Below are 25,603 nucleotides of genomic sequence, written 5' to 3'. Positions count from 1 at the left end.
TCATGCCCAGCCCGGTGCTCATGCCCACGAGGACCGTCCCGTCCGGTACTCGTCGGACCTCCCCTTGGTGAACGGGGGCGACCGCGGTGGGAACTGAGTGGCTCCTCCTCGGAGTCGGCCTACTGCTGACGCTCGGCACTGGTGTGTTCGTGGCCAGCGAGTTCGCGCTGGTCAACCTCGATCGCGCCGATCTCGAGGCCCGGCGCGACCGCGGCGAGACGCGCCTTGGCATGACGATTGCCGCGCTGCGGGTCACCTCGACACACCTCTCGAGCGCGCAGCTCGGCATCACCCTGACGACGCTGCTCACCGGGTACACGATGGAGCCGGCGCTCTCGACGCTGCTTGAGGTCCCCTTCAGCGGGCTCGGCATTCCGGAGGAGGCGCTCGCGCCGGTCATGACGGTGGTCGCGATCGTCATCGCGACGCTGCTCTCGATGATCCTCGGCGAGCTCGTCCCGAAGAACTTCGCTCTGGCGCTGCCGCGGGCGACCGCGAAGCTCGTCGTCCCCCTCCAAACCGCGTTCACGACCGTCTTCCGACCGGCCGTCGCCCTGCTCAACGGCAGTGCCAACGCGCTGCTGCGCCTCGTCGGGATCGAGCCGAAGGAGGAGCTGTCGGGAGCCCGCAGCGCTGAGGAGCTTTCGAGCCTGGTGCGCCACTCCGCCAGCGCCGGCCTGCTCGAGGAGGACACCGCCGACCTGCTCGGGCGCACCCTCCGCTTCTCCGCCCTCACCGCGGGCGACGTGATGACGCCGCGCCTGCGCCTGTCGACCGTCGAGCGGGCGAGCACCGCGCAGGACGTGCTCGAACTCGCCCGCACCACCGGGCTCTCGCGCTTCCCGATCACCGACGACGACATCGACGACATCGTCGGAGTCGTGCACGTCAAGCAGGCGGTCGCGGTGCCGCGCGGTAAGCGCTCGGAGGTGCCGGTGACGGCGCTGCGCTCCGAGCCGCTCCGCGTCCCCGAGACGATGAAGCTCGACGTGCTGCTCACGGAGCTGCGCGGCCGGGGCTTCCAGCTCGCCGTCGTCATCGACGAGTACGGCGGGACGGCCGGCGTCGCGACCCTCGAAGACCTTGTCGAGGAGCTCGTGGGCGAGGTCGCAGACGAACACGACCGCTCGCGGGCCGATGTCGTGAAACTGCCAGGGTCGACGACCTTCCCCGGAATGCTCCGGCCTGATGAGGTCCTCGATCGCGCAGGCGTGCACATCCCCGAGGACGGCCCGTACGAGACGGTCGCGGGCTTCGTGATGAGAGAACTCGGCCGCCTCCCCACCATCGGCGATGAGGTGGAGGTCGAGGGCGGATCGCTCCGCGTCGAGCGCCTCGACGGACGCCGCATCGATCGCCTCCGCTTCACTCCCGACCCCGAGGTCGCCCCGGAGGGCATCCCCGACCCCCTCGCCGACGTCGCCCGCGGCCACCGCGGACGGAAGGAGTCCGACGATGAGTGACTGGGCCGGAATCGCCTGGCTCGTGGTGCTCCTCGCCGCGAACGCCTTCTTTGTCGGAGCGGAATTCGCGGTCATCTCCGCGCGCCGCTCCCAAATCGAGCCCCTCGCCGAGAGCGGACGCCGCAGCGCCATCACCGCGCTCGCCGCGATGGAGCATGCGACGCTGATGCTCGCCACCACTCAGTTGGGCATCACGGTCTGCTCGCTGCTGATCCTGAACGTGAGCGAGCCGGCCATCCACCACCTGCTCGAGGTACCTCTGCACGCCGTCGGAATCCCGGACGAACTCTCGGGCACGGTCGCCTTCGTCATCACGCTGCTGATCGTGTCGTTCCTGCACGTGGTGCTCGGCGAGATGGTGCCCAAGAACATCTCCTTCTCGATGCCCGACCGCGCAGTGCTGCTCCTCGCGCCTCCGCTCGTCGCGATCGCCCGCGTACTCCGCCCGCTCATCGTCGCCCTCAACGCGATCTCGAACGGCGTGCTCCGGCTCTTCAAGGTCGAGCCCAAGGACGAGGCAAACAGCACCTTCACGCTCGAGGAGGTGCAGACGATCGTCGACCAGTCGACCCGCGAGGGCACCCTCCGCGACTCCACCGGCACCCTCCTCGCCGCGTTCGAGTTCACCGAGAAGAAGGTCCGCGACGTCGCACTGCCCCTCGGCGGCATCGTCAGTCTCCCCAGCGGAGCAACGCCCGCCGACGTCGAGCGCGCCGTCGCCAAGCACGGCTTCTCGCGCTACGTGATCCTCGGCGACGACGGCACCCCCGAGGGCTACATCCACCTCAAGGACGTCCTCGACCTCGACGGCGACACCGAAGGCGCGAAATTCCGCCTCCCGGTGCCCGCGAAGAGGATCCGCCAGCTCGCCTCCATCTTCGAAGCCACCGACCTCGAGGACGCCCTCGCGATCATGCGCCGCACCGGCGCCCACCTCGCCCGAGCCTTCGACGAGCACGGACGCGCGACAGGCGTGCTGTTCCTCGAGGACATCATCGAGGAGTTGGTTGGCGAAGTCGACGACGCCACCCGTCGCTAGCGGCGCGGGTCGCGGAGGGGCCGGCTGCGGCGTTGTCGTCGGGCGCGATACCGCCGGTATCGCTTCCTCCTCCGCCTTGCAGACGACCCCTCCGCGACCCGCGCCTCCACCGTCGGGGGGAGGGGTGGGCGCGGCTGCACCGACGCGAGGGGTGCGGCTGCGCCGGCACGGGAGGGGGTGCGGCGATTTCAGGGACGGTGGTTGTGTGGAGACGGTGGTCGCGAGTGGCTTGTGGGATGAGATGGTGCCGGAGGGGCCGGTCGGGGGAGTTAGAGGGGGCGATGAGGCGAGGGGGGAGTGGTCGCGCCGGTCGTAGGGTGGCGGGATGACAGACGGAATCGAGCTGGTGGGGGCGACGGAGGCGGTGCGGAGCATCCGCGTTCCGCGAGAGGACGACGACAAGTACGCGCGAGGGGTGCTCGGCGTGGCCACCGGATCGACGCGGTACCCGGGTGCAGCCGTGCTCGGGGTTGAGGCCGCGGTGCGCACGGGGGTCGGCATGGTCCGCTACCTCGGTCCGGAGAAGCCGTCTGGCATGGTGCTCGCCCGACGGCCGGAGGTCGTGACGGCGGAGGGGCGCGTGCAGGCCTGGCTCCTCGGATCCGGGACGAGTGCCGACGACCGTGGCGACGGGGGGCGGCGAACGCTGCTCGACCAGCTGCACTCGGGAGTGCCCGCGGTGCTCGATGCGGGAGCTCTTGACCTGGTCGTCGAGATCGCCGGCGCGGTCGTCGTCACCCCGCACTACCGCGAGCTGGCGGGCATGCTCCGTCGCGCGGGCGTCGATGTCGATGCCTCCGCGATCGCCGCCCAGCCGGGGGAATGGGCACGGCGGGCCGCTGACCGCTTCGGGGTCTGCGTGCTGCTGAAAGGCAGCACGACACATGTCGTGGCGGGAGGCGCATCCTTCGCGGTCACCGGCTCGACGCCCTGGCTGGCGACGGCCGGCAGCGGTGACGTGCTCGGCGGAATCCTCGGCGCGCTGCTCGCAGGCCGCGCGGCCGAGGCGGAGGCGACCGACGCCGACCTGACCGCGGAGGACCTCGCTCCGGTCGCCGCCGCGGCCGCGGTCCTGCACGCCGAAGCGGGACGAGCCGCTTCGCAGGGTGGTCCGATCGCCGCTCTCGACATCGCGGAGCATCTCCCCGGAGTCGTCGCGCGGCTGCTGCGCTGATGCTCCCAGCCATTGCTCAGCTGAGCGACTGAACCGAAATGTTCTCGGTGCCGTTGTCCAGGGAGTATCGCGACGCGCGAGCCGGCTCCCCGGTTGCCGTGTCGTTTCATCACGTGCTCGACGAGCGCGCCCCTACTGTCGGATCCGCCGCGTCCGCCCCGAACCAGGAGTACAGACATGACTGTGAAGACCACGACACCCGCCCGCTACGCCCTGACCCTCCTCGCCGGAGCAGGAACGCTGGCGGCTCTGGCCGCCTGCACGAGCACGACCACCGATACTTCGACCGCGCCCACCACCACTTCCAGTCCTGCGGCCGCCGCGACCGGTGCCGCGAGCGGCAGCTACAAGGACGGCACATACCAGGCCGAGGGTTCGTACACCTCGCCCGGCGGCAACGAGAAGGTCGGCGTCTCGCTGACCCTCGCCGGCGGAGTCGTCACGGCGGTCACCGTCACCCCCGAATCCGAGAACCCGACCGGGCAGCAGTACCAGGGGCGCTTCGCCGATGGCATCTCGGGTGAGGTCGTGGGCAAGCAGCTCAACGAGCTGAAGGTGTCGAAGGTCTCCGGCTCCTCGCTCACCTCGGGCGGCTTCAACGACGCCGTCGACGCGATCAAGGCCGATGCCACGGCGTGATGCCTCGCCCGCCCTCGAGCACGCCTGGCGGTTCGACGCGATTGGGACCGTCTGGCAGATCGACACGGCCGAGCCGCTCGATGATGCCCGGCGCTCCACGGTGTCGGCGCGCATCGAGGACTACGACCGCACCTGGTCGCGTTTCCGCGACGATTCCGCGGTCTCACTCGCGCGTTCCGGCGGCACGCACGTGTTCCCGGCTGAGGCCGGTGAGCTTTTTGCCGTCTACGACGCGCTCGAGGAGCTGACCGGCGGAGCCGTCACTCCGTTCGTCGGGGCCGCGCTCGAGCAGCTCGGCTACGACCCCGCCTACACCTTCGTCCCCCGCGGGCCTGCCGCTCCCACCCCCTCGTGGAGCGCGGCCCGCGGCGGCGACCCGGACGAGCTTCGCGTCGAGCCGGGCACGGTGCTCGACGTCGGCGCCGCAGGTAAGGGACAGCTCGTTGACCTCGTGCTCGCCGAACTCACGGCGGCAGGAGTGAAGCACGCCCTTGTCGACGCGAGCGGCGACATGCGCGGAGTCGGAGCGGGTGCGTACCGGGTCGGACTCGAACACCCGTGGGACCCCACCCTCGCCCTGGGTGTGGCGGTCCCCGGCGAGCGAGCGCTCTGCGGCTCGGCGAGCAACCGCCGGGCCTGGGGCGACGGGCTGCACCACGTCCTCGACGGCCGGACGGGCACCCCTGTCGAGACGATAGTGGCGACGTGGGCCGTCGCGGACAGCGCCCTGCTCGCTGACGCCCTCGCGACCGCGCTGTTCGTCTGCCCACCCGAGGTCCTCGCCGAGCGCTTCGACTTCGAGTTCGTCCGTGTCCGCAGCGACGGCACCCTCCACTACTCATCCTCCTTCCCCGGAGAGGTCTTCCGATGATCGGCACTCTCGACCGCGCCCTCGGGCGAGTCACCACCTATCGACTGGTCTGGATGACGCTAGCCGCCCTCCTGGTGGTCGCCGTCGGCTACGCCGCCGCAGGGCTGGTCTTCTCGACTCCGCTCGAGATCGTCGCTAGCAGCGCGGTTGCGGTCGGCTCGACCGCCCTCGTCAGCGCCGGGCTCGCACGGGTCTTCCGCAGGCGCGCGCATCTTGAGTCGTCGCTTGTGACGGGCCTGCTCATTGCGTGCCTGCTCTTCCCCACGGCGGATCTACGCGGGCTCGCCATCATCGCCCTCGTCGGCGCGATCGCTGCCGCCTCCAAGTACGTCCTCGCCTGGCGCGGACGCCACCTCTTCAACCCCGCGGCCGTCGCTGTGCTCATCATCGGCTTCACCGGTCTGAACGCGGGCGTCTGGTGGATCGCGAGTGGCGCGATCTGGCCCTGGGTGGTGCTCGGCTCCCTGCTGGTCGTGGCGCGCGTGCGCCGATGGGCGGTCTTCGCCGTGTTCGTCCTCGTCGCGGGCGGAGTCTCGGTGCAGCAGGCCCTGCACAACGGCCAGGAGCCGGGAGCGGCTCTCGCACAGGTCGTCACGGCCTACCCCTTCGTGTTCGCCGGCGCCTTCATGCTGACCGAGCCGCTGACGCTCGCGCCGCGCCGCTCGCAGCAACTGATCGTCGCCGTCGTCGCCGCGTTGCTGGCCAGTGTCCCGTTCCGATTCGGCGTCTTCTACGCCACTCCCGAGCTCGGCCTCGTCGTCGGCAACGCGCTCGCCTTCGTCTCCGCCTTCCGTCAGCGCCGGCACCTCGCCCTCGAACTCACCTCGACCAGGGCCTTGGCCCCCGGCATCGCGGAGTATCGGTTCCGGACGCGCTCACCGCTGCACTTCGAGGCGGGGCAGTGGCTCGAGCTCGACCTGCCGCACCGTGCGGACCGACGGGGGAGCAGGCGCACCTTCTCCGTCTCCTCTGCGCCCGGTGACGGCGAGATCACGATCGCTCTGCGGATGCCGGAGCGCGCGAGCAGCTTCAAGCGCGCTCTCGCCGCTCTCGAGCCCGGTGGCACAATCCGTGCAACGAGTGTCGGTGGCGACTTCGTGCTCCCGGCCGACTCTTCCGTGCCCCTCTTGTTCGTCGCGGGAGGCATCGGCATCACCCCGTTCGCCAGTCATCTGCGTTCCCTCGCCGACGGCCAGGAGCGGGACGTGGTGGTCGTGGTGGCCGCGCCGAGTCTCGGGCATGTCGCCTACCGCGATCTGCTGCAGGAATCGGGTGCCCGCGTCGTGCTCTGCTCTCCGGAGGCGCCTGTAGCGCTGCCGACGGGCTGGTCGCACGTGTCGGGTCGGCTCACCAGCGCGCTGCTGACGGGCGCGGTACCGGACGCCGGCCGCCGCGTTGGCTACGTCTCGGGATCGCCGTCCTTCGTCGATTCCGTTCGCGGGTCCCTCCGCAGCGCGGGTGCGGAGCGGATCCGCACTGATGCCTTCGCCGGGTACTGATGCTCCCGCGGGGTACTGACCAGCGCGTGGTGCCTGCCCGTCCGTCGGCGGACTGACGCCCGCTCGGGGGGTGGGTTGACAGGATTTTGATCGGCTGGCCGTCTACACTGTCGCGGTGCCGTCCTCCCCTCCCCGCGCGTCTTCCCGCCCCCTCGTCTGGCTGCGTGAGAACCGCGACTCCGCCGGAGTCCTCTGGGGCGGGTTCGCGCTCGTGCACGTGCTGCTCTCGCTCCTGGCGCTGTTCGCGCCGGGACAGCCGCTGGGCGACGTCAGCGTCGTCTACAAGGAGTGGATGAGGACCGCCGCGGAGGGAGGCAGTGTCGCGGGGATCGACACCGGCTGGGTGTACCCGATCCTGGCCTGGGTCCCGATCGGCTCCTCCTGGCTCTTCGGTGCCAATGGCTACGACCTGATGTGGCTCGTGCTCGTGGCTCTCGCTGACGCGGCCGTGTTCGCTCTCTTGCTGCGCGGGCGCACGGCGGCACGTCTCGCCAGCGCGCGCTGGTGGCTCCTCTTTCTCGTCCTGCTCGGTCCCGTTGCGGTTGGCCGGATCGACGCCTTCACCGCACCGCCCGCGATCGCGGGAATGCTCTGGGCCGCGACGCGGCCAGGCGCCGCCGCGTTCCTGCTCACCATCGGAACCTGGATCAAGGTCTGGCCGGCCGCGATTCTCGCCGCCGCCGTTCTGGTTCTTCGCGGGCGCGTTCGGACGGTGCTCGTCCCCGCCATCAGCTCCGTCCTGATCGTGCTCGGCGTCGTCCTGATCGGCGGCGGCGACCAGGTCTTCAGCTTTGTCACCGACCAGACCGACCGGGGGCTCCAGATCGAGGCGGTCGTCAGCACGCCGTGGATGTGGCTGTCTGTCCTCCCCGGCACGGGCAGCTACGTCTACTACGCCGCCGACATCAACACCTTCGAGATGCACGGGCCTGGCACCGAGTGGGCAGCGAGCCTCATGACTCCACTGCTCGCCGTGGCGATGCTCGGCGTGGCGCTGCTCGGTGTGCGAGCCCTCGCGCGCAAGGCGGAGCCCACGCGGCTCTTCCCGCTGCTCGCCCTGACCTTCGTCGTCGTCTTCATCGACACGAACAAGGTGCTGTCTCCGCAGTACATCGTCTGGCTCGCCCCGCCGGTGATCGCGGGCCTCATCGCGTGCCGCGACGGTTCCTTCGACCGTCCCGCCGCGCTGACCCTCGTGACGGCGGCGATGACTCAGGTCATTTACCCGTATCTGTACCTTCTCCTTCTCTGGTCGCACTGGTGGATGGTCCTCGTGCTCACCGCGCGCAACGCACTGCTGGTGGTGCTCCTCGGTTGGCTCCTGCGCGAGCTCTGGCGAGTGGGATCCCCTCGGGGTGTGGAGAGCGAAACCGGCCTGCCCGCGGTGGCCCTCGCCGCGCACTCGGCCTGACGACGGGGGCCTCGTAGGCTCGCAGTGCGCGGCCGAGACGCGGCTGCTCTATGGGAGGCTCTCATGCTTGTTGCTTTCTCCGTCGCTCCGTCCGGGGGTGAGGCGCCCGACGCGTCCGTGCACGATGCTGTCGCCGCGGCTGTCCGTATTGTTCGCGAGAGCGGGCTTGCGCACCGCACCACGTCCATGTTCACCGAGATCGAGGGCGAGTGGGACGAGGTATTCGACGTCGTGAGGCGGGCGACGGAGGCCGTCGGCGCCTACGGAACGCGGGTGTCGCTGGTGCTGAAGGCCGACATCCGACCCGGCTACTCGGGCGAGATCGACGGGAAGCTTGAGCGGCTGAACCGGGCGCTGGGGGAGTAGCCGCGCTCGAGGAAGCCGCTGCTCTGCGCTCGAGCTCGAATCGATTCGACATTGGGCTGATCGTCGGTACCCTAGTCCGGTGACACTCTCCCCAGCCCGCACCCGGCTCGCCCTACTCGCCCTCGCGATGGGTGGATTCGGCATCGGCTGTACCGAGTTCGTCGCGATGGGACTCCTGCCGCAGCTGGCTGCCGACCTTGTCCGGTGACACTCTCCCCAGCCCGCACCCGGCTCGCCCTACTCGCCCTCGCGATGGGTGGATTCGGCATCGGCTGTACCGAGTTCGTCGCGATGGGACTCCTGCCGCAGCTGGCTGCCGACCTTCTGCCCGACGTCTACGCCGTGAGTTCGGAGCAGGCTGTGTCGCAGGCCGGGATGCTGATCTCGGCCTACGCGCTCGGCGTGGTCGTCGGTGCTCCCACGATCGCGGCCGCAGCGGCGCGCTGGCCGCGCAAGCGGCTCCTCCTCACGCTGCTCGTCGCCTTCACCGTGGGGACGATGGGGTCAGCGCTGCTGCCAAGCTTCCCGCTCGTCCTCGTGGCGCGATTCGTTGCAGCGTTGCCGCACGGCGCCTACTTCGGCATTGCCTCCCTTGTCGCCGCTGATCTGATGGGTCCGGGCAAGCGCGGGAAGGGCGTGGCGTTCGTCCTCTCCGGTCTGACCATCGCCAATGTGGTGGGCGTCCCGGCGATCACCTGGATCGGTCAGGTGGCCGGCTGGCGCAGCGCCTACGCGGTTGTTGCCGCGCTCTTCGCTGTGACCGTCGTCGCAGTGCAGCTGCTCGTTCCCCACCAGCCGGGGAACCCGGCTGCCACGATGCGCAACGAGTTGCGGGCTTTCGGCCGACTTCAAGTGTGGATGACTCTGCTGGTCGGCGCGATCGGCTTCGGCGGCCTCTTCGCGATGTACACCTACATCTCCCCGTTGTCGACCGAGGTGACCGGGTTGCCGCTGGGCGCGGTGCCGTGGATCCTGGTCGTGATCGGCCTGGGGATGACCGTCGGCAACCTCGTGGGCGGGTGGGCGGCCGACCGGAACGTGCGGCGCGCGTTGGTCGTCTTCTTCGTGGGAGTCGGCGCCTCGCTGATCGGCCTGGCGCTGACCGCCACAACCCTCGCGGGACTCCTCGCCTTCACCTTCCTTGCCGCGGGATTCTCGGCAGCGGCATCTCCTGCGATTCAGACCAGGCTGATGGATGTGGCACGTGACAGTCAGACCATCGCTGCCGCACTCAACCACTCCGCCCTCAACATCGGCAACTCGGTCGGCGCCGCCCTCGGAGGCGCCACCATCGCCGCGAGCCTGGGCTACCTCTCGCCGATCTGGGTCGGAGTGGGCCTCACAGCCGCGGGCGTCGCCCTCACTCTCGCCAGCATCGCGATCGACCGCGCTCGCGGCACCCTGTACCCGGTGCCCAGCGAATCGACGGAGTCCGGCACCCGCGAGATCCCCGCCACCGTGGTGTAATGCCGCACGGCTCGGACTGCGACGCGGTCAACGGGTCGGGTCCGTGCTCTGGAAGACTCGCATCATGCGCGCCGTCAGATACGTGGATTTCGAAGCCCGTCCCGAGATCGTCGAGGTCCCTGATCCGGTCTGCCCGAACGACGGGGTAGTGGTTCGCGTGGCCGCGACCGGGGTCTGCCGGAGCGACTGGCACGCCTGGAAGGGCCACGACGACTCGGTCGTGCCGCCGCAGATCCCGGGGCACGAATTCGCCGGGACGGTCGCCGAGGTTGGTGCCGAGGTGGTGGACTTCGCCGTCGGTGACCGGGTCACGGCGCCCTTCATCTTCGCGTGCGGCGACTGCGATCAGTGCCGCGAGGGAGCGACGCAGGTCTGTCTCCGCCAACAGCAGCCGGGATTCACGCTCGACGGGTCGCACGCCGAGGCGCTCGTCGTCCCCCGCGCCGACCTGAATCTGGTGGCGCTCCCCGACGCCGTCGGTTTCATCGAGGCCGCCGGGCTCGGCTGCCGCTTCGGGACGGCCTACCACGCAGTACACGCCCGGGGTCGCGTCGCCCGTGGCGAGTGGGTTGCCGTCTTCGGTTGCGGAGGAGTGGGCCTGTCGACCGTGCTTGTCGCACTGGCGGCGGGGGCGCAGGTGATCGCCACCGACGTCTCCGCTCGGGCACTCGAGGTGGTCGCGGCACTCGGAGCGGTCACCGTCGTGGCCGGTGAGGGCGCCGTCGAAGCGATCCTGACGGCGACCGGCGGCGGAGCGCACCTCGGGATCGACGCCGTCGGGAGCAGGGCCACCTCGGAGGCGTCGATCGCTGTCCTGCGACCGCGCGGGCGACATGTCCAGGTGGGTCTCTTGCTCGACGCGGAGGCGGCGCCGGCGATCCCGCTCGGCCGGGTCATCGCCCAGGAACTCGAGCTGCTAGGCAGCCACGGGATCGCTCGCAGTGAGTACGCGGCGCTACTCGACGAGATCGTCGCGGGGCGGATACGCCTCGGCGACTCCGTGGGGCGTGTCATCCCCTTCGAGGACCTCCCCGCCGCCCTGGTCGAAATGGACGGCCCGTCCGCCTCCGCCGGCATGACCGTCGCGGTCACCCCCACCCCCGCCTGACCCGCTGTGCCTCCGAACGCGCTCTCCGGAGCCGCGCTCCGGCACTCTGTTAGCCCCGCGACAGAAATCCGCGTGTGAGCGGATTTCTGCAGGGCGCCGTACCCCGCTCCTCCCAGCGCGCCCCTCTCGAGAAGCCAACCGCGGCGCGGCTGGGGAGAACCGCCGCGCACAACAACTCAATCCGTTTCGATCAGGATCCCATCGTGGATGGCTCGCTTGCGCAGCGCCACCTTGGTGCCCACGTCGATGCCGACCACACGGTACTTCTCGCGGATGCGCTTGAGGTAGGACTTCGCGGTCTCTTCCGAGATGCCGAGCTCGAACGCGACGGACTTTACGGGCTCGCCGCCTCCGTAGAGGGCCATCACGCGGCGCTCCTGCGCGCTGAGCTTCGGGGCGCCGTCTGAGTCGCCGGTCGACAGGGCCATGTCGAGTTCGTGCGAGATGTAGGAGTGGCCGTCCTTCGCCGCGCGGATCGCCTCCACGATCATGTCCGCGTCCTCGGTCTTCACGAGGTACCCGAGGGCGCCGGAGGCGAGGGCCTCGCGCACCACGGCCGGTTCGGAGTAGGTGCTCATCAACACCGTCTTCACGCCGGTCGTTTTGAGGGTCGACAGCTTCACCGAGATCGGGATGTTGTCCTTGAGATCGAGGTCGAGCAGCACGACATCGACGGGGAACTCGGGGTGCGTGAGCAGCTCGGGCCAGGAGGCGACGGCCGCGACCAGTTGAATGTCGGATGCGGCTCCGCGGATCCACTCGGTCAACGCACCGAGGAGCATCTTGTGGTCGTCGACGACCGCGAGGGTGATCTTTGAGTCAGGGGTGTGGGTCATCGGTGTCCTTCGGTCGGCTGTCGTCTGCGGGATGTCGGCCACTCACCGGTCGGCAGGATTCTCGACGAGGCAGTCGATCTCGATCCGCAGCTCTCCATCCCGCGATGTGTCACGGAAGACGCCGACCTGGCCGATAGCTTCCCACGTCGCAGGATCGACTCCGCGCAAAGGCGCGCCCGAGGACCGGAGGGTGATCGGGACCAGTAGATGGCGTCCGGCCGCGTCGCTGCCCGGGTCGCGGGGCCTGCCAGCCTCGACGTGCAGTTCGATGGCGAGGCCGGTGGCTCTGTCGGCGATCAGCCAGACCGCCGAGAGCAGCCCGTCGCGCTGGCGGTGGTTGAGCAGACCGGCGTTTCCGTCGGGGTCGTCCAGGTCGATGAGGGGCGCGAGCAGTTCGGACTCAAGAACGGCGTGGTGCAGCCAGGTCTCGTGGCGCCCGTCGATCAGGTGCAGGCGGAGTTGCGTGGCGAGGGACGCCGCGTGGGCGGCGCGTTGTGCGTTGAGTGGAAGGTCGATCGAGCCGTCGCCGACATCGGTGAGGAGACGCTCGGCGGCGAGATCGAGGCGGGCTAGCTCCTCGGAGGCGAGCATTCCCACCGCGTAGCGCGGCCCGAGAGTGGTGCTCTGCACGAGGGCGCGATCGATCTCGAGTTGCACCATCCGACGGAAGCCCCGCATCGTCACCACCACGACGACGGCGGGAGCGATGGTGACCACGAGCGCGCCGATCCGGACCGAGAGGATGTCTGCCTCTCCAGAGCCCATTGTGCAGAAGACGATGAGTTCGGCGGCCGCGACGAGGATCCCGACGGCGAGGATTTCGACACCGCGTCGGTGCACGATGAGGGCGGAGTGCGCGACGACCGCGGCCACCGCCGCCGTGGGGACGGTGCGGGCGGAGCCGGATCCCGTGACGGCGAGCAGGTCGAGCGCAACGGCCGCTGCGGCGAGGAGGAGGAAGCCCACGTACACGCCGACCGGGAGGTGTCGTCCGGGCAGGTGCACAATGGCGATGGTCGTGGTGAAGGCGATGACCACGAACAGCCAGGCGATAACGGTGAGGCCGGGCTGAGTGTATCGGCTCGATGTAGCGAGGAAGATCAGCAGCTCGTAGGCCATGATGGCCACCGCGATGCCGTTCAGTCCGCTGCCGAGGTAGTTGGTGCCGAGCCCCTCCTGCCGTCGGCGCAGCGACCGGGCGGCCCGCGAGGGACGACCCGCCGCGTCGGTGCCTCCAGTGAGCAGCGGGGCGGAGGAGTCCGGTAGGGCGTCGCTCACTTGGGCACCTCGAGCACCACTGTCGTCCCCGAACCCGCAGAGCTGAACAGTCGCGTCCGACCGCCGACGTCGCCGAGCCGGGCGACGACCGACTCCCTGAAGCCCAGCTTCGAGGGCGGCACCGTGGTGACGTCGAAGCCCGACCCGGCGTCAGTGACCATCGCGCGCACGGTCGTTTCGTCCTCGGTGATGGTGACGTCGGCCGTGGAGACACCGGAGTGCCGTCGCACGTTCTCGAGGCATTCGGCCAGGGCGAGCACGAAGGAGTCGAGTGCCACCCCGGAGAGCGCCACCTGACCGGATCCGTGCCAGATCACCTCAAGGCCCATCCGGCCGAAGCGGCTGCGGACGGTCTCGAGCGTGTTGGCGGCGGGCGCACTCGTGACGCTCGTGAGCTGGTACGAGCCGGAGGCGCTGGGCGTCGGGGTGCCGCCCAGCCGCAGCTGGCGCAGGAGCTGCGCGTCTTGAGCGGCTTGTTGGCGGAGCGCCTCACTGGAGACGCCGAAGCCGGAATGCGCCAGGAGGGTGAGCGTCGCGAGCACCGTGTCGTGCAGGAGTCGCGCGCCCTGCCGCCGCCGCGCCTCCGTCTCGCTGGCCTGCCGCTCGACGCGGTGAGCATTGCCGATGCTGTCGATCCGGCGGATGACGCGGGGGACCGCTGTGCTGATCCAGAGCGCAAAGCCACTGAGAGTGCCCCACGGCAGAAGGCTCTGCAGGACGACGGTGGGAATCGTTGTTCCGCTCGAGGCGAGGACCGAGGGGATGATGCTCAGGATCAGCACGGGCAGCAGCAGGGCGAGGCGGCGCACAGAGGTTGTCACGACCATGGCGATGGTGGCGGTGACGGCGTTCGCCGTGTTGACCAGCACGAACCCGTCGAAACCGCTGTCGGGCGCGATGCCCAGGGCGAGACCCGCCCCCAGCAGGAGACCGCCGACGGCCACGGCGAGGAGGCTGCTCGGGCGGCCGGTGCGGGCGAGTTCGACGTGCGCGGCGGCTAGGCCCAGGAGCAGCAGTACGGCGAACGGGACAGCGGCGGGCCGCAGTGTGCCGGGCACGAGCGCCATCGCGAGTGCCGCGCCGTCGATGATCACGCCGATCCCACACGCGGAGTGACGCAGGAGCCGGTCGCGCTCGCGTGCGCTGCGGATCATCGGCACGCTCTGGCTCCCCTCCGGTCGTCGACGCGGGGTTGACTCCCCTTCTCACGATAGCCACTGGACAGGTGCGAAGGATCTGAAGAGGCAGCCGAAGCGCGCCAGCTTCAGCGACGCGCGCTCGTGTCGGGATAGGCGAGCAGGCGCGCGAGGTGAGCCCCGACGGCGTCGTCTTCGATCAAGAATCCGTCGTGCCCGAAGGTGGAGGCGATCACAGCGACGGTGCCGCCGTCGAGGGCGCCGGGGGCGTGCGCGGCGATGATCCGCTGGCCCTCGACGGGGAACAGGCGGTCGCTGTCGATGCCAAGCACGAGCATGGGGCTGGTGATGCGGCGCAGCGCCTCCGCCTCACCGCCGCGCCCGCGGCCGACGTCGTGCGAGTTCATCGCCTCGACGAGCGTGATGTAGCTATTGGCGTCGAAGCGGCGGGTGAACTTGTTGCCGTGGAAGTCGAGATACGACTCGACAGCGAATCGGCCGCCGCCGCCGAGGGGGCTGAGCCCCGACTGCCAGCTGCGCTCGAAGCGGTCGTTGAGCTCGGAGGGGCTGCGGTAGTTCAGCAGCGCCATCCGTCGCGCCAGGGCCAGGCCGTGATAAGGACCCTTCCCGTCGCCGGCGTCGTAGTAGGCACCGCCCGCGAAGGCTGCATCGTTCCGGATCGCCTCGAGCTGCACGAAGTTCAGGGCGATCTGGTCGGCGGTAGCGCGCGGTGGGGCGGCGAGCACGGCGAGGCGAGCGAGACGCTCCGGATGGTCGATCCCCCACTCCAGCGCCTGCATCCCGCCCATCGACCCGCCGACGACGGTGTGCCAGCGCTCGATGCCGAGGAGGTCGCTGAACAGCACCTGCGCTCGGACCTGATCGCGGATACTCGTGTACGGGAACCGCGCCCCCCACTCGTGCCCGTCGGGGGCGAGGGACGCCGGCCCGGTCGACCCCTGGCAGCCGCCCAGCATGTTCGGGGCGACGACGAACCAGCGGTCCGTGTCGAGGATGCGGCCCGGTCCGACGAGACCCGACCACCAGCCGTCGGTCGCGTGGCCGGGATCGTCGCGGCCGATGAGGTGGGAGTCGCCGGTCAGGGCGTGCAGGACCAGGACCGCGTTGTCGCGTTCTGGCGAGAGTTCGCCCCAACTCTCGTAGGCGATCCGCGCATGCGGGACATGCCCGCCGGCCTCGAAATCGAAAGGACCGAGGTCCACGAAGCGTCGGCCGCCGGGATGGTCGCCGTCGCGCCACGCACCGGTGGCGGGGGGCTTCCCCAGCACCGAGCGGAGCTGGCGCTCGGTGACGAACGCCGACGGGACAGTGTCCTCGAGTGTCTGCTGCCAGTCCATAGCGGTGTCCATCGTCCCAGACCCCGGTGGCCTCGGCCGCCTTCTTCCTTCGTCATCTCACGAGAAAGGGCAGAACGGACGGGAGCCCGCGCCCGATCCTGGCGATCTCGTCAGAGGTGACGGACGGGTCAGGCGCTGGCCCGTGACGCTTCAACGACCGTACGTGCGGCGCGGAGGGCCTGGTCGAGGTCGGCACGCAGGTCATCGATGCTCTCGAGGCCGACCGACAGGCGCACCAGGCCGGGGGTGACACCGGCGGTCAGCTGCTGCTCGGGCGAGAGCTGCGAGTGCGTGGTCGACGCGGGGTGGATGACCAGCGAGCGCACGTCACCGATGTTCGCGAGGTGTGAGAACAGCGTGAGCGAGTCCACGAAGGCGCGCCCGGCGTCCACTCCGCCCGTGAGTTCGAACGAGAGGACCGCGCCGACGCCCTTTGGGGCGTAGCGGTTTGCCGCCGCGTACCACGGCGAGGTCGGCAGGCCGGAGTAGTTGACCGACGCGATGTCGGGATGGTTCTCGAGGTACTCCGCGATCTCCTGCGCGTTCTGCACGTGGCGCTCAATCCGCAGGGACAGGGTCTCGATGCCCTGGATCAGCTGCCAGGCGCTCGCCGGGGCGATGGAGGCGCCGAGATCGCGCAGCAGCTGCACGCGGGCCTTGATGATGTAGGCGAGGGAGTCGCCGACCGCCGCGGTATAGACCGCACCGTGGTAGGACTCGTCCGGGGTCGTCAGACCGGGGAAGCGCTCGGCGTTGTCGCTCCAGGAGAAGCGGCCACCGTCGATGATTGCGCCGCCGATAACGGTCCCGTGCCCGCCGAGGAACTTGGTCGCGGAGTGCACGATGATGTCGGCGCCGTGTTCGAACGGGCGGATCAGGTACGGCGTCGCGATGGTGTTGTCGACAATCAACGGCACGCCCGCCTCGTGCGCCACGTCGGCGACGGTGCGGATGTCGAGGATGTTGATCTTGGGATTGCCGATGGTCTCGGCGAAGAACAGCTTCGTGTTCGGGCGGACCGCACGGCGCCACTCCTCCCGGTCGTCCTGGTCCTCGACAAAGGTTGTCTCGATGCCCAGCTTCGCGAGGGTGTATTTGAAGAGGTTGTAGGTGCCGCCGTAGATCGAGGTCGACGAGACGATGTGGTCGCCGGCCTGCGCGATGTTGAGTACGGCCGCGGTCTCAGCCGCCTGCCCCGAGGCGAGCAGCAGGGCGCCGGAGCCACCCTCGAGAGCGGTGAGGCGCTCCTCCACGACAGCCTGGGTCGGATTCTGGATGCGCGTGTAGATGTTGCCAGGCTCGGCCAGCGCGAACAGGTTCTGCGCGTGCTCGGCGTTGTCGAAGACGTAGGAAGTCGTCTGGTAGATCGGGGTCGCGCGGGCCTTGGTCACCGGGTCCGGAGCGGCGCCCGAGTGAATCTGCTGAGTCTCGAACTGCCACTGCTCGGGGTCGGTCATGATGCATCCCATCGGATCGTCGTGGTCGGGGACGGAAGCCGTTCTCCGTCGCGATGAGCGTACGCGCGGCCCGTTCTGGTGGCCAGGACGCCCGACACACGGGGTAATCCCGTCAGTTCCGCCCCGGCTGTCTGTCGCGCTTCGCTCCGGTCGGGTCAGCGCGGTCGGTCCGCCGCCGCCGTCCAGTGACGACCGGCGCGAACAGCCAGGCCGCCCGCGGCTCGATGAGGCGGTGGAACAGCGTGCGGGTCCAGCCCAGCGAGAGCCCGATGGAGACGCCGATGCAGAACACACTCATCAGCACCAGCGCGAGCGTGCTGTCGGTCTGCGAGAGCATTCCCGACTCCCGGAGCGGGTAGAGGACGAAGCTGTGCAGCAGGTAGACGTACATCGTCGACTTGCCCCACTCGTTCGGGGGAGTGCGCCGCCGCGGCACGAGCACGAACAGCGCGAGGGAGAGGACGACCGCCGCGGCCATCAGCGCTAGCCGCACAAGCCCTGCCCACCACTGCGTCTCGCCGAGGGCGTCGTACGGCCTGTCATAGAAGAACCAGTACCGCAGGTCTGCGGTACGGAAGGCTTCGATGTTCACGGTCATGACGAGCACGGTGACCGCGAAGAGGAGGAGTGCGGCGATCCGCGCCGCAACCACCCGCGAGGGCGGCTGCTCCAGCCACCGGTCAGCCAGCCCACGCCCACCCGGCGCGAAGCTGCGAAGCCGCCAGCCGAACACGAAGAACGGCAGGATCCCTATCGCGCGGGCGAGCGAAAAGGTGGAGTCGATGTTGTCGTAGTAGCTGACGCCGACCGCGAGGGCAACGCTGATCAGCAGCGGCCAGCGCAGCAGGGCGAGGTAGGGCAAGACGACCCGGAAGATGCCCAGCGCGAGCAGGAACCACAGCGTCCAGCTTGGTTTCGTCGGGTTGAACTCCTGCTTGCCCTCGACCAGGAACTGCACCAGCGTCCAGACCGTCTCCATGATCAGGTACGGCAGCAGGATGTCCGTCAGCACCCGGCGCATCATCTGTGCGTTCGGCGGCCCGCCCTTCGAGAAGTAGCCCGAGATGATGGCAAACGCCGGCATGTGGAAGGCGTAGATCGTGAGGTAGACGATCAGCGAGGTGTCCGAGTTCGCGGTAAGCCGCTGGATCCCGTGGCCGATGACGACCAGCGTCACGCAGACGAAGCGCGCAGTGTCCCAGAGAGGTACGCGGCGCTGGGAGGGAACGGTCGTCCCGATGGTCCCGGGAGCCGAGTCGGCTGGCGGCACGCGGCCAGACTAGCGTGGGGCTGCGACGACGGAGTCGATGGTGTCCGAGGCTTGACGGAAGGGGACGGGCATGGATCGACGCGTTGTCGTGACAGGAGCGAGTTCAGGGATAGGGGCGGCAACAGTCCGCCTGTTCCGCAAGCACGGCTGGATGGTCGTGGCCGTGGCGCGCCGACAGGAGCGACTCGAGGCGCTCGCCGCAGAGACGGGCGCGGAGTTCTTCGTCGCCGACCTGACCGACTCGTCGCAGGTCACCGCACTGCGAGAGCACCTCGCCGCCTCCGGCCCCGTGCACGCGCTGATCAACAACGCCGGGGGAGCGCTCGGGCTCGACTCGGTCGAAGCGTCCGATGCGGAGGACTGGCGCCGGATGTTCGAGATCAACGTGCTCTCGGTCAAGCTCGTCACCAGCGCTCTGCTGCCGCTGCTGCGTGCCGGGATCGGCGACTCCCGCTCCTCCGCCGACATCGTGACCGTCACCTCGATCGCGGGCCACATCGCCTACGAGGGCGGAGGCGGCTACAACGCCGCGAAGTTCGCCGCGCACGCGCTGGTGGCGGTGCTCCGCCTCGAACTCGCCGGCGAGCCCATCCGCGTGATCGAGATCGCCCCCGGGATGGTGCGCACCGACGAGTTCTCGCTCGTGCGCTTCGGCGGCGACCGCGCTCGCGCCGACGCCGTCTACGCCGAGGTGCCCGGCCCCCTGATCGCCGAGGACGTCGCCGCTGCGATCGTCTCCGCCGTGGAGCTGCCCGCGCACGTCAACCTCGACCTCGTCACCATCAAGCCGCTCGCCCAGGCGGCCCCGCACAAGGTGGTGAAGCACCCCCTCGCGCCCCGGGCCTGACCGATGTGACGCGGAAGGCTGCAACGCCCTAGCCTGTCCCACATGGTTTCTGACGCCGACGACTCCGCCGCCCTCCTCGCCGCTACGGAGAAAGAGGTGCTTGGCTGGCTTGAGTTCGGTGACGCCGCCCGGCACCTGGCCGACGACGTGGTCGCCTCGGGCTATCGTCCGGAGTTGGTCGTCGCCATCGCGCGCGGCGGACTCCTGCTCGCTGGCGCGGTCGCCTATGCCCTCGGGATCAAGAGCTGTGGAGCGCTGAACGTCGAATTCTACACCGGTGTCGAGGCCCGCCTGGCCGAGCCCGTCGTGCTCCCGCCCCTGCTCGACGAGGCCTCGGTCCGCGGCAAGCGCATCCTTCTCGTTGACGACGTGTCCGACTCCGGGCACACCCTGGCCCTCTCGGTGAAGCTCATCCGCGCGATGGGCGCTGAGGTGCGCACCGTCACCCTCTACACGAAGCCGCGGACGGTCCTCGAGCCCGACTTCTTCTGGCGCCGCACTCCGCGCTGGATCGTTTTCCCCTGGTCGGCTCTGCCCCCGGTGGACGGAGCCCTCGCCGAGGACGACGAATGAGCGTCCACCTGATCGGCGGCGGAGGCGGCGCCGAGCACGATCAGCAGTTGTACGGGGCGTTCCTGGCGGAGGCGCGTGCCCGTGCTGTTGACGCCGGCCGCATCGAGGGCCCCCACATCGCGATCGTCGTCGTGCACGACGGCCTCGGCCTCGAGGCTTACTCCGCCTACGCTGCGCTGCTCGCCTCGGTCGGGTCGCTGGAGCCGGTCGCCGTGATGAAGCCGGAGGGTGGTCGGATCGACCCCTCGGTGTTCGACGGCGTCGACGGGATCTTCGTCGGTGGAGGGCTCACTACCGCCTACCGCGACTCCCTCGAAGCCTGCTTTCCCCGCCTGCGCGATCTCGTCTCCTCCGGTGTGCCCTACGCGGGCTACTCCGCAGGAGCGGCTGTTGCTGCCGACCGGGCGATCGTCGGTGGCCACCGCATCGGCGGCGTGGCCGTGGCTCCGGAGGCGGCGGCCGAGGAGCTGGACGAGGTCACCGTGCTCGAGGGCATCGGCCTGATCGACGTTTCGGTCGACGTGCACGCCGCCCAGTGGGGCACGCTCGGGCGCCTCGTTGCCGCCGTCGAGGCCGGACTGGTCGACGGCGGAGTCGCGCTCGACGAGTCGACCGTGCTGATCGTTGGCACAGGAGCCCTCCGCGTCGGTGGCGCCGGATCGGCATGGCGCGTGAGCGGGAGCGACGCGGGAGTGGTCGTCGCCACTCTCGCGGCGAGTTGACCCATGAACCTCACGCAACTTGCCGCCGCCGGTTTCATCGATGAGGGCTGGGCGCGCGCGCTCGCTCCCGTCGGCCCCGACATCGCTGCGATGGGCGACTTCCTCCGCAAGGAGGTGGCAGAGGGGCGACGGTACCTCCCCGCAGGCCGCGACGTTCTTCGCGCGTTCGCCGCGCCGCTCACGGACGTGCGCGTGCTCATCGTCGGGCAGGATCCGTACCCGACGCCCGGGCACCCCATCGGCCTCTCGTTCGCCGTCGAGCGCCACGTACGCCCGCTGCCCCGGAGCCTGCAGAACATCTACCGCGAGCTGCGCGACGACCTCGGTGTCCCCGCTCCTGAGCACGGCGACCTCAGCGGCTGGACGACGAGCGGAGTCATGCTGCTCAACCGCGTTCTGACTGTGGCGCCCGGCGCTCCCGCCTCGCATCGGGGTAAGGGCTGGGAGAAGGTCACCGAGCATGCGATCCGTACCCTTGCTGCGCGGGAGACCCCTCTGGTCGCTGTGCTCTGGGGCCGAGACGCCGCGTCCCTGCGCCCGATGCTCGGCGACGCCGGTGTGATCGAGAGCGCGCACCCGAGCCCGCTGTCTGCGTCGCGCGGCTTCTTCGGCTCCCGCCCGTTCAGCCGCGCGAACGAGCTACTGATCGAGCGCGGGGCGGAGCCGGTCGACTGGAGTGCACTCGCATGAGCGGGTCGCCGTCCGGGCGGTTACGCTGGCTCGGATCGGTGGGCGGAGTCGACGAGGAGACGCATGCTTGAGGAAGAGTACGAGCAGCGGCGCGTGCTACCGCCGCACCTGCGGAAGGCCCCGCCGCCCGAGCCGGACTTTTCGTTCGAGATCCGGGAGGCCCGCGAGGTTGACCTGCCGGACATCCGCGAGATCTACAACCACTACGTGCGTAACACCGTCGTCACCTTCGACGAGGACGACTCGACGCTCAAGGAGTGGCGCACCAAATTCGCTCGCAGCCACAAGCTCGGGCTGCCCTTCATCGTCGCCGTGTCACCGTCCGGTCAGATCCTCGGCTACGCGATGGTGTCGCCGTGGTCGTCCAAGCGCGCCTACCGCTTCACGGTCGAGAACTCGATCTACCTGCGCGCGGCGGCCACGGGCAAGGGGCTCGGCAGGGTGCTCATGACGGAGCTGCTGGAGCGCGCCAAAGCTGTCGGCATTCGGCAGGTCATGGCCGTCATCGCCGATAAGGGCGCGGAGGCGTCGCTCGCGATGCACGCGCAGTTCGGCTTCGTTGAGGTGGGCCGCATGGGCCGCGTGGGCTTCAAGTTCGAGCGCTGGCTCAGCACGGTCCTCTTGCAGAAGACACTCAAGTAGCGCTCCGCCTTTCTCGACTGCCTCGTCGCCCCGCTGAACGAGGAGCCCGCATCGAGACACGCCTTCCGCCCCTCGTGCCGCGCTGCCGCCTCCTGCGAATGCGCCTCATCGACAGGCGTCGGGAAGCGTCCTCTCCTTACACTGGACGCCATGGAATGGCTTGTCCCCCTCATCGTCGTCGTGGTGCTCGTCGTCATCTTCGGGGTCTACCTCTGGGCGACCTACAACTCTCTCGTGACGCTCAACGTTCGCGTCGATGAGGCGTGGAGCGACATCACTGTTCAACTCAAGCGGCGGGCCGACCTGATCCCCAACGTGATCGATTCGGTGAAGGGTTACGCTTCGCACGAGCGGCAGGTGTTCGAGTCGGTGACGCAGGCGCGCGCCGAGACTCTCCAGGCACAGGGCCCCGCTGAAGCCTCCGTTGCCGAGGATCACATGCAGAAGGCGCTCAAGTCGATCTTCGCTGTCGCGGAGGCGTATCCGCAGTTGCAGGCGAGCCAGAACTTCCTTCAGTTGCAGGGCGAATTGGTCGACACGGAGGACAAGATCCAGGCGGCGCGCCGCTTCTACAATGGCGGCGTGCGCGAGATGAACACCAAGGTGAAGGTCTTCCCGAACACTCTGTTCTCGCGTCGGCTCGGCTTTTCGGAGCGCGAGTTCTTCGAGGTTGTCGATCTCGCCGCGATCTCAGAGCCCCCTCGCGTGCAGTTCTAGGTAGCCACCGTGTACAGCGCGATCGCTCGCAACAAGCGCAACACGGTGCTCATCCTCGTGCTCTTCCTGGTGATCATCGGCGGGCTCGGTGCCCTGGCGGCTGCCGTGTACCACAGCACGATCATCGTCGTGGTGGTCCTCGTCGTGGCCGCCGCCTACGCTTTCTTCCAGTACTTCTTCGCCGCGCGACAGGCCGTAGCCCTGAGTGGGGGAATTGCGGTCGAGAAGTCCGACGAGCCGCGGTTGTACCGCACCGTCGAGAACCTCTCGATCGCCACCGGAACACCGATGCCGAAGGTCTACATCATTGACGATCCGGCACCCAACGCTTTCGCGACCGGTCGTGACCCGGAACACGCAGTCGTCGCCGCAACGACCGGGCTCCTCGCGATCATGGACGACGCGGAATTGGAAGGCGTGATGGCTCACGAACTCGGGCACATCCGCAACTACGACATCCGAGTCTCGATGATCGTCTTCGGTCTCGTCGTCGCGGTGGGCTTTCTCTCGGACGCCTTCTTGCGGCTGGCGTTCTTCGGGGGCCGTGGCAATAACGGCGGAGGCGGCAACCCCGCTTTGCTGATCGTCGGCCTGGTCGCGATGCTGATCGCCCCGGTCGTTGCGACCGTCGTGCAGCTCTCCATCTCCCGCCAGCGCGAGTACCTAGCCGACGCGACGAGCGCGCTCACGACCCGCCACCCTGATGCGCTGGCTCGCGCCCTGGTGAAGCTGGAGTCCGCGGGCCGGCCGATGCGCCGCCAGAACAGCTCGATGGCGCACCTGTGGATCGCGGATCCATCGAGGCCGGGCGTCGTCGCTCGCATGTTCGCGACCCACCCGCCGATCGCGGATCGTGTTTCCCGCCTGAGCGAGATGGGCTCGCGCTTCTAGCTGCGCTGTGTCAGCGGAGGTGCACGGCCGATGTCGTCGCGTCACAGGGCTGCGCGCGGAACGCGGGGCGACCGGACTCCTCAGGCTCGTTACTGTCGCGGTCTGGACATTTCGGACCATCGCGGGTCATTCCGGTCGATGGTGCCTTCGTCGCCGGGGAGCACGACGCTTGCTGCCCGCTGCGCGTCGTCGTCCATGATGCTCCTGACGTCGCCCGGTTGGCAGTAGGACGTCACCCCGACCATGTACGAGTCGTCCGGCCCGTCGGTTGCGAAGCTCGCTCGGTGGACTGGTCCGCCGTCGGCGTAGACGGTGGGGTACCGTGCGTCGGTGCTGAGGATGGTGACGGTCATGCCGAGGCTTCGCCAGTAGGCGGCGATGACGTCTGCGGAATGCTCGCGGACTGCTGCTCGAGTGGGGTCGGTGCGTTCTTCTGGTCCGCGGGGTGCGAGGAGATCGAAGTCGTAGCGAGCACCGCGATCGCGGTTAGCCCGGGTGCAGTCGTAGGGGGAGGCGGATCCGTTTCTGGGACTGTCGAGACGGCGCGCGAGAATCATGCGGTCGAGCGCCTCCGCCGCGACGGCCGCTTCGAACAGCACGCGGTGTGCTCCCGCGAAGTCGTGCAGCGCCTCGCCGACAGCCTCGTGACGTGCGCGGGAGCCCGCACGCACGAGGCCGTCGAGTGTGCGGGTTCCGGTAGCCAGTCTCCTGGCCACGTCGTCGTCGAACGCGATCGTCCCCGTTGTCCTCCCCGCCCTCACGTAGCCTCCCCAATAGGCGAGACAATCTCACGCTAACGAGTCGAGAAGGAGGGAGGGAGCAGTGGCGCGGAACGTCCGCTGAAGGGATCGTCGCCCCCCTCGCGAGGGGCACGTCGACTCACAGGAGGGCCCCACGAGCGGCGAGCGCGGTAACGAGTGCGGCAGCGAGGGTGCCTCGCCCGACCACCTCGACGGCCTCGAGACCCTGCCATATCGCGGCCTCGACAAGGAGTACGGCGAGGCGCTCGGCGGTGTCGGTGGGCGCTCCCGGCTCGAGCCAGGCAGCCTGCACGAGCAGAATTCGACGGCCGCGGTCGCTCTTGAGATCGACCCGCGCGGCGATCACGTCATCAAGCAGGACCGGAAGCACGTAGTACCCGTGCACCCTCTGCGCGGCCGGCGTGTAGATCTCGATTCGGTAGTGGAAGTCGAAGAACAGTTCGGCTCGCGGGCGATGCCAGACGACCGGATCGAACGGCGAGAGTAACGCGTCGATCCGGAGTGCACGCGGACGGCGGGCCTCGACGTGCCGCCACAGCGGGATCGGCCGTCCGCCCCGCTCCCAACCGCGCACGTCGACGCGCTCCAACTCACCGGCGTCGACCAGTTCGTCGACGGCCGCGCGGGTCGGCGCTTGAAGCAGCCGATGGTAGTCGGCGAGGTCGCCGAGCGTACCGATTCCGTGCGCACGAGCAGCCCGCCGCACCAGCTCACGGACGGCGTCGGCGACCGGCACCTCCTTGTCGAGCACCTCGCGGGAGAGCAGCTGCTCCGCGAGTCCGTACGAGCGCTCGAAGCGCGTGCGCCCCGCTGTCACGACCTCACCCCAGCGGAACAGCACCTCCAAGCCGCGCTTGACGTCGGACCAGCCCCACCAGGGGCCGGTACGGACGTTCGCCTCGTGCTCGATGTCGGAGGCACGCAGCGGCCCGTCGGCCAATGCCACGCGCAGCCAGTCGAGCGTTGCGCGGTTCTCGGCGGCCCAGCCCTCGTGCTCGGGGAGACGCTTCCGACGGTAGTGCTCCATGCGCCAGCGGTAGAGAGGAAGGTCTTCACGGCGGATGAGGGCGGCCTCGTGCGCCCAGTACTCGAGATAGGGGCCGTCGGGCGTGAACGCGGCGGCGTCGAGGAGTGAGCGGTCGTATGGTCCGAGGCGGGCGAGGAGCGGCAGGTAGTGACTCCGCTCGAAGACGTTCACCGAGTCGAGCTGGAGTGGGCGGATGCGGTCGACGACAGCCTGCACCTGGCGGGCGCCCACCCGCGCCGACCGAGGCGCGCCGAGGCCCTGCGCGGCCAGGGCGATACGGCGCGCGAGCGCGGGGGAGAGCTGCTCGGTCATGGTCCGCCAACGCTAGCGAACGCCTCCGACATCGGCGCGACGGGTAGGC

26 protein-coding genes are annotated in these 25,603 nt (G+C 69.4%); 18 read left to right on the top strand and 8 right to left on the bottom strand.

The window, feature by feature from the left end:
• Window positions 1-86: 86 nt before the first annotated feature.
• The 11 genes from HRF29_RS04360 (at window position 87) to HRF29_RS04315 (ending at window position 11,037) form a co-directional block, all read left to right on the top strand.
• Window positions 87-1,463 carry a CNNM domain-containing protein gene (locus HRF29_RS04360; protein ID WP_173245100.1) on the top strand — a complete coding sequence of 459 codons (1,377 nt, stop codon included), beginning with the start codon at window positions 87-89 and terminating at the stop codon, window positions 1,461-1,463.
• Complete coding sequence (locus HRF29_RS04355; protein ID WP_173245095.1) at window positions 1,456-2,502, top strand: hemolysin family protein; 1,047 nt, start codon at window positions 1,456-1,458, stop codon at window positions 2,500-2,502. Before HRF29_RS04360 ends, HRF29_RS04355 begins: the two co-directional genes overlap by 8 nt.
• Window positions 2,503-2,827: 325 nt before the next feature.
• The gene (locus tag HRF29_RS04350) at window positions 2,828-3,676 is read left to right on the top strand and encodes an ADP-dependent NAD(P)H-hydrate dehydratase (protein ID WP_173245092.1); all 849 of its coding nucleotides are present in this window, start codon (window positions 2,828-2,830) and stop codon (window positions 3,674-3,676) included.
• A gap of 177 nt (window positions 3,677-3,853) precedes the next feature.
• A complete protein-coding gene (locus HRF29_RS04345) occupies window positions 3,854-4,315 on the top strand; it encodes an FMN-binding protein (protein ID WP_173245089.1) in 462 nt (153 codons plus the stop codon).
• Window positions 4,302-5,186 carry an FAD:protein FMN transferase gene (locus tag HRF29_RS04340; protein WP_173245086.1) on the top strand — a complete coding sequence of 295 codons (885 nt, stop codon included), beginning with the start codon at window positions 4,302-4,304 and terminating at the stop codon, window positions 5,184-5,186. The genes HRF29_RS04345 and HRF29_RS04340 overlap by 14 nt, the downstream gene beginning before the upstream one ends.
• Window positions 5,183-6,685, top strand: coding sequence for an oxidoreductase (locus HRF29_RS04335; protein WP_173245083.1), 1,503 nt, complete (start codon window positions 5,183-5,185; stop codon window positions 6,683-6,685). The genes HRF29_RS04340 and HRF29_RS04335 overlap by 4 nt, the downstream gene beginning before the upstream one ends.
• Window positions 6,686-6,800: 115 nt before the next feature.
• The gene (locus tag HRF29_RS04330) at window positions 6,801-8,096 is read left to right on the top strand and encodes a glycosyltransferase 87 family protein (RefSeq protein WP_173245080.1); all 1,296 of its coding nucleotides are present in this window, start codon (window positions 6,801-6,803) and stop codon (window positions 8,094-8,096) included.
• Window positions 8,097-8,159: 63 nt separating this feature from the next.
• Entirely contained in the window at window positions 8,160-8,462 is a 303-nt protein-coding gene (locus HRF29_RS04325) for a thiamine-binding protein (protein ID WP_173245076.1), read from the top strand.
• Between the two features lie 79 nt (window positions 8,463-8,541).
• Window positions 8,542-8,670 (top strand): hypothetical protein, encoded by a 129-nt coding sequence (locus tag HRF29_RS15105; protein WP_281357247.1) that lies wholly within the window; start codon window positions 8,542-8,544, stop codon window positions 8,668-8,670.
• Window positions 8,671-8,714: 44 nt separating this feature from the next.
• Window positions 8,715-9,929: an MFS transporter gene (locus HRF29_RS04320; RefSeq protein WP_173245976.1), complete on the top strand. Its 1,215-nt coding sequence runs from the start codon at window positions 8,715-8,717 to the stop codon at window positions 9,927-9,929.
• Window positions 9,930-9,993: 64 nt separating this feature from the next.
• Complete coding sequence (locus HRF29_RS04315) at window positions 9,994-11,037, top strand: alcohol dehydrogenase catalytic domain-containing protein (protein WP_173245074.1); 1,044 nt, start codon at window positions 9,994-9,996, stop codon at window positions 11,035-11,037.
• Window positions 11,038-11,213: 176 nt separating this feature from the next.
• Here HRF29_RS04315 and HRF29_RS04310 read toward each other — a convergent pair whose 3' ends face one another.
• The 6 genes from HRF29_RS04310 to HRF29_RS04285 form a co-directional block, all read right to left on the bottom strand.
• Complete coding sequence (locus HRF29_RS04310) at window positions 11,214-11,873, bottom strand: response regulator (RefSeq protein WP_104264241.1); 660 nt, start codon at window positions 11,871-11,873, stop codon at window positions 11,214-11,216.
• Window positions 11,874-11,915: 42 nt separating this feature from the next.
• On the bottom strand, window positions 11,916-13,151 hold the full coding sequence (locus tag HRF29_RS04305) for a hypothetical protein (RefSeq protein ID WP_173245071.1): 1,236 nt from the start codon (window positions 13,149-13,151) through the stop codon (window positions 11,916-11,918).
• Complete coding sequence (locus HRF29_RS04300; protein ID WP_173245068.1) at window positions 13,148-14,305, bottom strand: sensor histidine kinase; 1,158 nt, start codon at window positions 14,303-14,305, stop codon at window positions 13,148-13,150. Before HRF29_RS04300 ends, HRF29_RS04305 begins: the two co-directional genes overlap by 4 nt.
• Before the next feature lie 110 nt (window positions 14,306-14,415).
• Window positions 14,416-15,645 carry a homoserine O-acetyltransferase MetX gene (gene metX / locus HRF29_RS04295; protein WP_173245065.1) on the bottom strand — a complete coding sequence of 410 codons (1,230 nt, stop codon included), beginning with the start codon at window positions 15,643-15,645 and terminating at the stop codon, window positions 14,416-14,418.
• Window positions 15,646-15,773: 128 nt separating this feature from the next.
• Complete coding sequence (locus HRF29_RS04290) at window positions 15,774-17,102, bottom strand: bifunctional o-acetylhomoserine/o-acetylserine sulfhydrylase (RefSeq protein WP_173245062.1); 1,329 nt, start codon at window positions 17,100-17,102, stop codon at window positions 15,774-15,776.
• A gap of 112 nt (window positions 17,103-17,214) precedes the next feature.
• The gene (locus HRF29_RS04285; protein ID WP_343043644.1) at window positions 17,215-18,372 is read right to left on the bottom strand and encodes an acyltransferase family protein; all 1,158 of its coding nucleotides are present in this window, start codon (window positions 18,370-18,372) and stop codon (window positions 17,215-17,217) included.
• A 70-nt stretch (window positions 18,373-18,442) separates the two neighbouring features.
• Here HRF29_RS04285 and HRF29_RS04280 point away from each other — a divergent pair, with 70 nt between their 5' ends.
• The 7 genes from HRF29_RS04280 to HRF29_RS04250 all read left to right on the top strand — a co-directional run bounded on the left by HRF29_RS04280 (window position 18,443) and on the right by HRF29_RS04250 (window position 23,454).
• A complete protein-coding gene (locus HRF29_RS04280; protein ID WP_173245059.1) occupies window positions 18,443-19,219 on the top strand; it encodes an SDR family oxidoreductase in 777 nt (258 codons plus the stop codon).
• Window positions 19,220-19,261: 42 nt separating this feature from the next.
• Window positions 19,262-19,792: a phosphoribosyltransferase gene (locus tag HRF29_RS04275; RefSeq protein WP_104224441.1), complete on the top strand. Its 531-nt coding sequence runs from the start codon at window positions 19,262-19,264 to the stop codon at window positions 19,790-19,792.
• Window positions 19,789-20,514 (top strand): Type 1 glutamine amidotransferase-like domain-containing protein, encoded by a 726-nt coding sequence (locus HRF29_RS04270; protein ID WP_173245056.1) that lies wholly within the window; start codon window positions 19,789-19,791, stop codon window positions 20,512-20,514. The genes HRF29_RS04275 and HRF29_RS04270 overlap by 4 nt, the downstream gene beginning before the upstream one ends.
• Before the next feature lie 3 nt (window positions 20,515-20,517).
• Window positions 20,518-21,204 carry a uracil-DNA glycosylase gene (locus HRF29_RS04265; protein ID WP_173245054.1) on the top strand — a complete coding sequence of 229 codons (687 nt, stop codon included), beginning with the start codon at window positions 20,518-20,520 and terminating at the stop codon, window positions 21,202-21,204.
• A 63-nt stretch (window positions 21,205-21,267) separates the two neighbouring features.
• A complete protein-coding gene (locus HRF29_RS04260) occupies window positions 21,268-21,846 on the top strand; it encodes a GNAT family N-acetyltransferase (RefSeq protein ID WP_173245051.1) in 579 nt (192 codons plus the stop codon).
• Window positions 21,847-21,996: 150 nt separating this feature from the next.
• Complete coding sequence (locus HRF29_RS04255) at window positions 21,997-22,563, top strand: LemA family protein (protein ID WP_173245048.1); 567 nt, start codon at window positions 21,997-21,999, stop codon at window positions 22,561-22,563.
• A gap of 9 nt (window positions 22,564-22,572) precedes the next feature.
• Window positions 22,573-23,454, top strand: a complete 882-nt coding sequence (locus HRF29_RS04250; RefSeq protein ID WP_173245044.1) for a M48 family metalloprotease — start codon at window positions 22,573-22,575, stop codon at window positions 23,452-23,454.
• 89 nt (window positions 23,455-23,543) lie between these two features.
• Here the strand turns inward: HRF29_RS04250 and HRF29_RS04245 are convergent, their stop codons facing one another.
• Together HRF29_RS04245 and HRF29_RS04240 are read right to left on the bottom strand one after the other, a co-directional pair.
• Complete coding sequence (locus HRF29_RS04245) at window positions 23,544-24,170, bottom strand: hypothetical protein (protein ID WP_222929583.1); 627 nt, start codon at window positions 24,168-24,170, stop codon at window positions 23,544-23,546.
• 163 nt (window positions 24,171-24,333) lie between these two features.
• Window positions 24,334-25,554 (bottom strand): winged helix-turn-helix domain-containing protein, encoded by a 1,221-nt coding sequence (locus HRF29_RS04240; protein WP_173245039.1) that lies wholly within the window; start codon window positions 25,552-25,554, stop codon window positions 24,334-24,336.
• Window positions 25,555-25,603 lie beyond the last annotated feature (49 nt).

The organism is Rathayibacter agropyri, from assembly GCF_013249015.1.
Classification (GTDB): Bacteria; Actinomycetota; Actinomycetes; order Actinomycetales; family Microbacteriaceae; genus Rathayibacter; species Rathayibacter agropyri.
The sequence above is the reverse complement of the archived record's forward strand: the minus strand, read 5'-3'. Positions and strand labels throughout refer to the sequence as shown.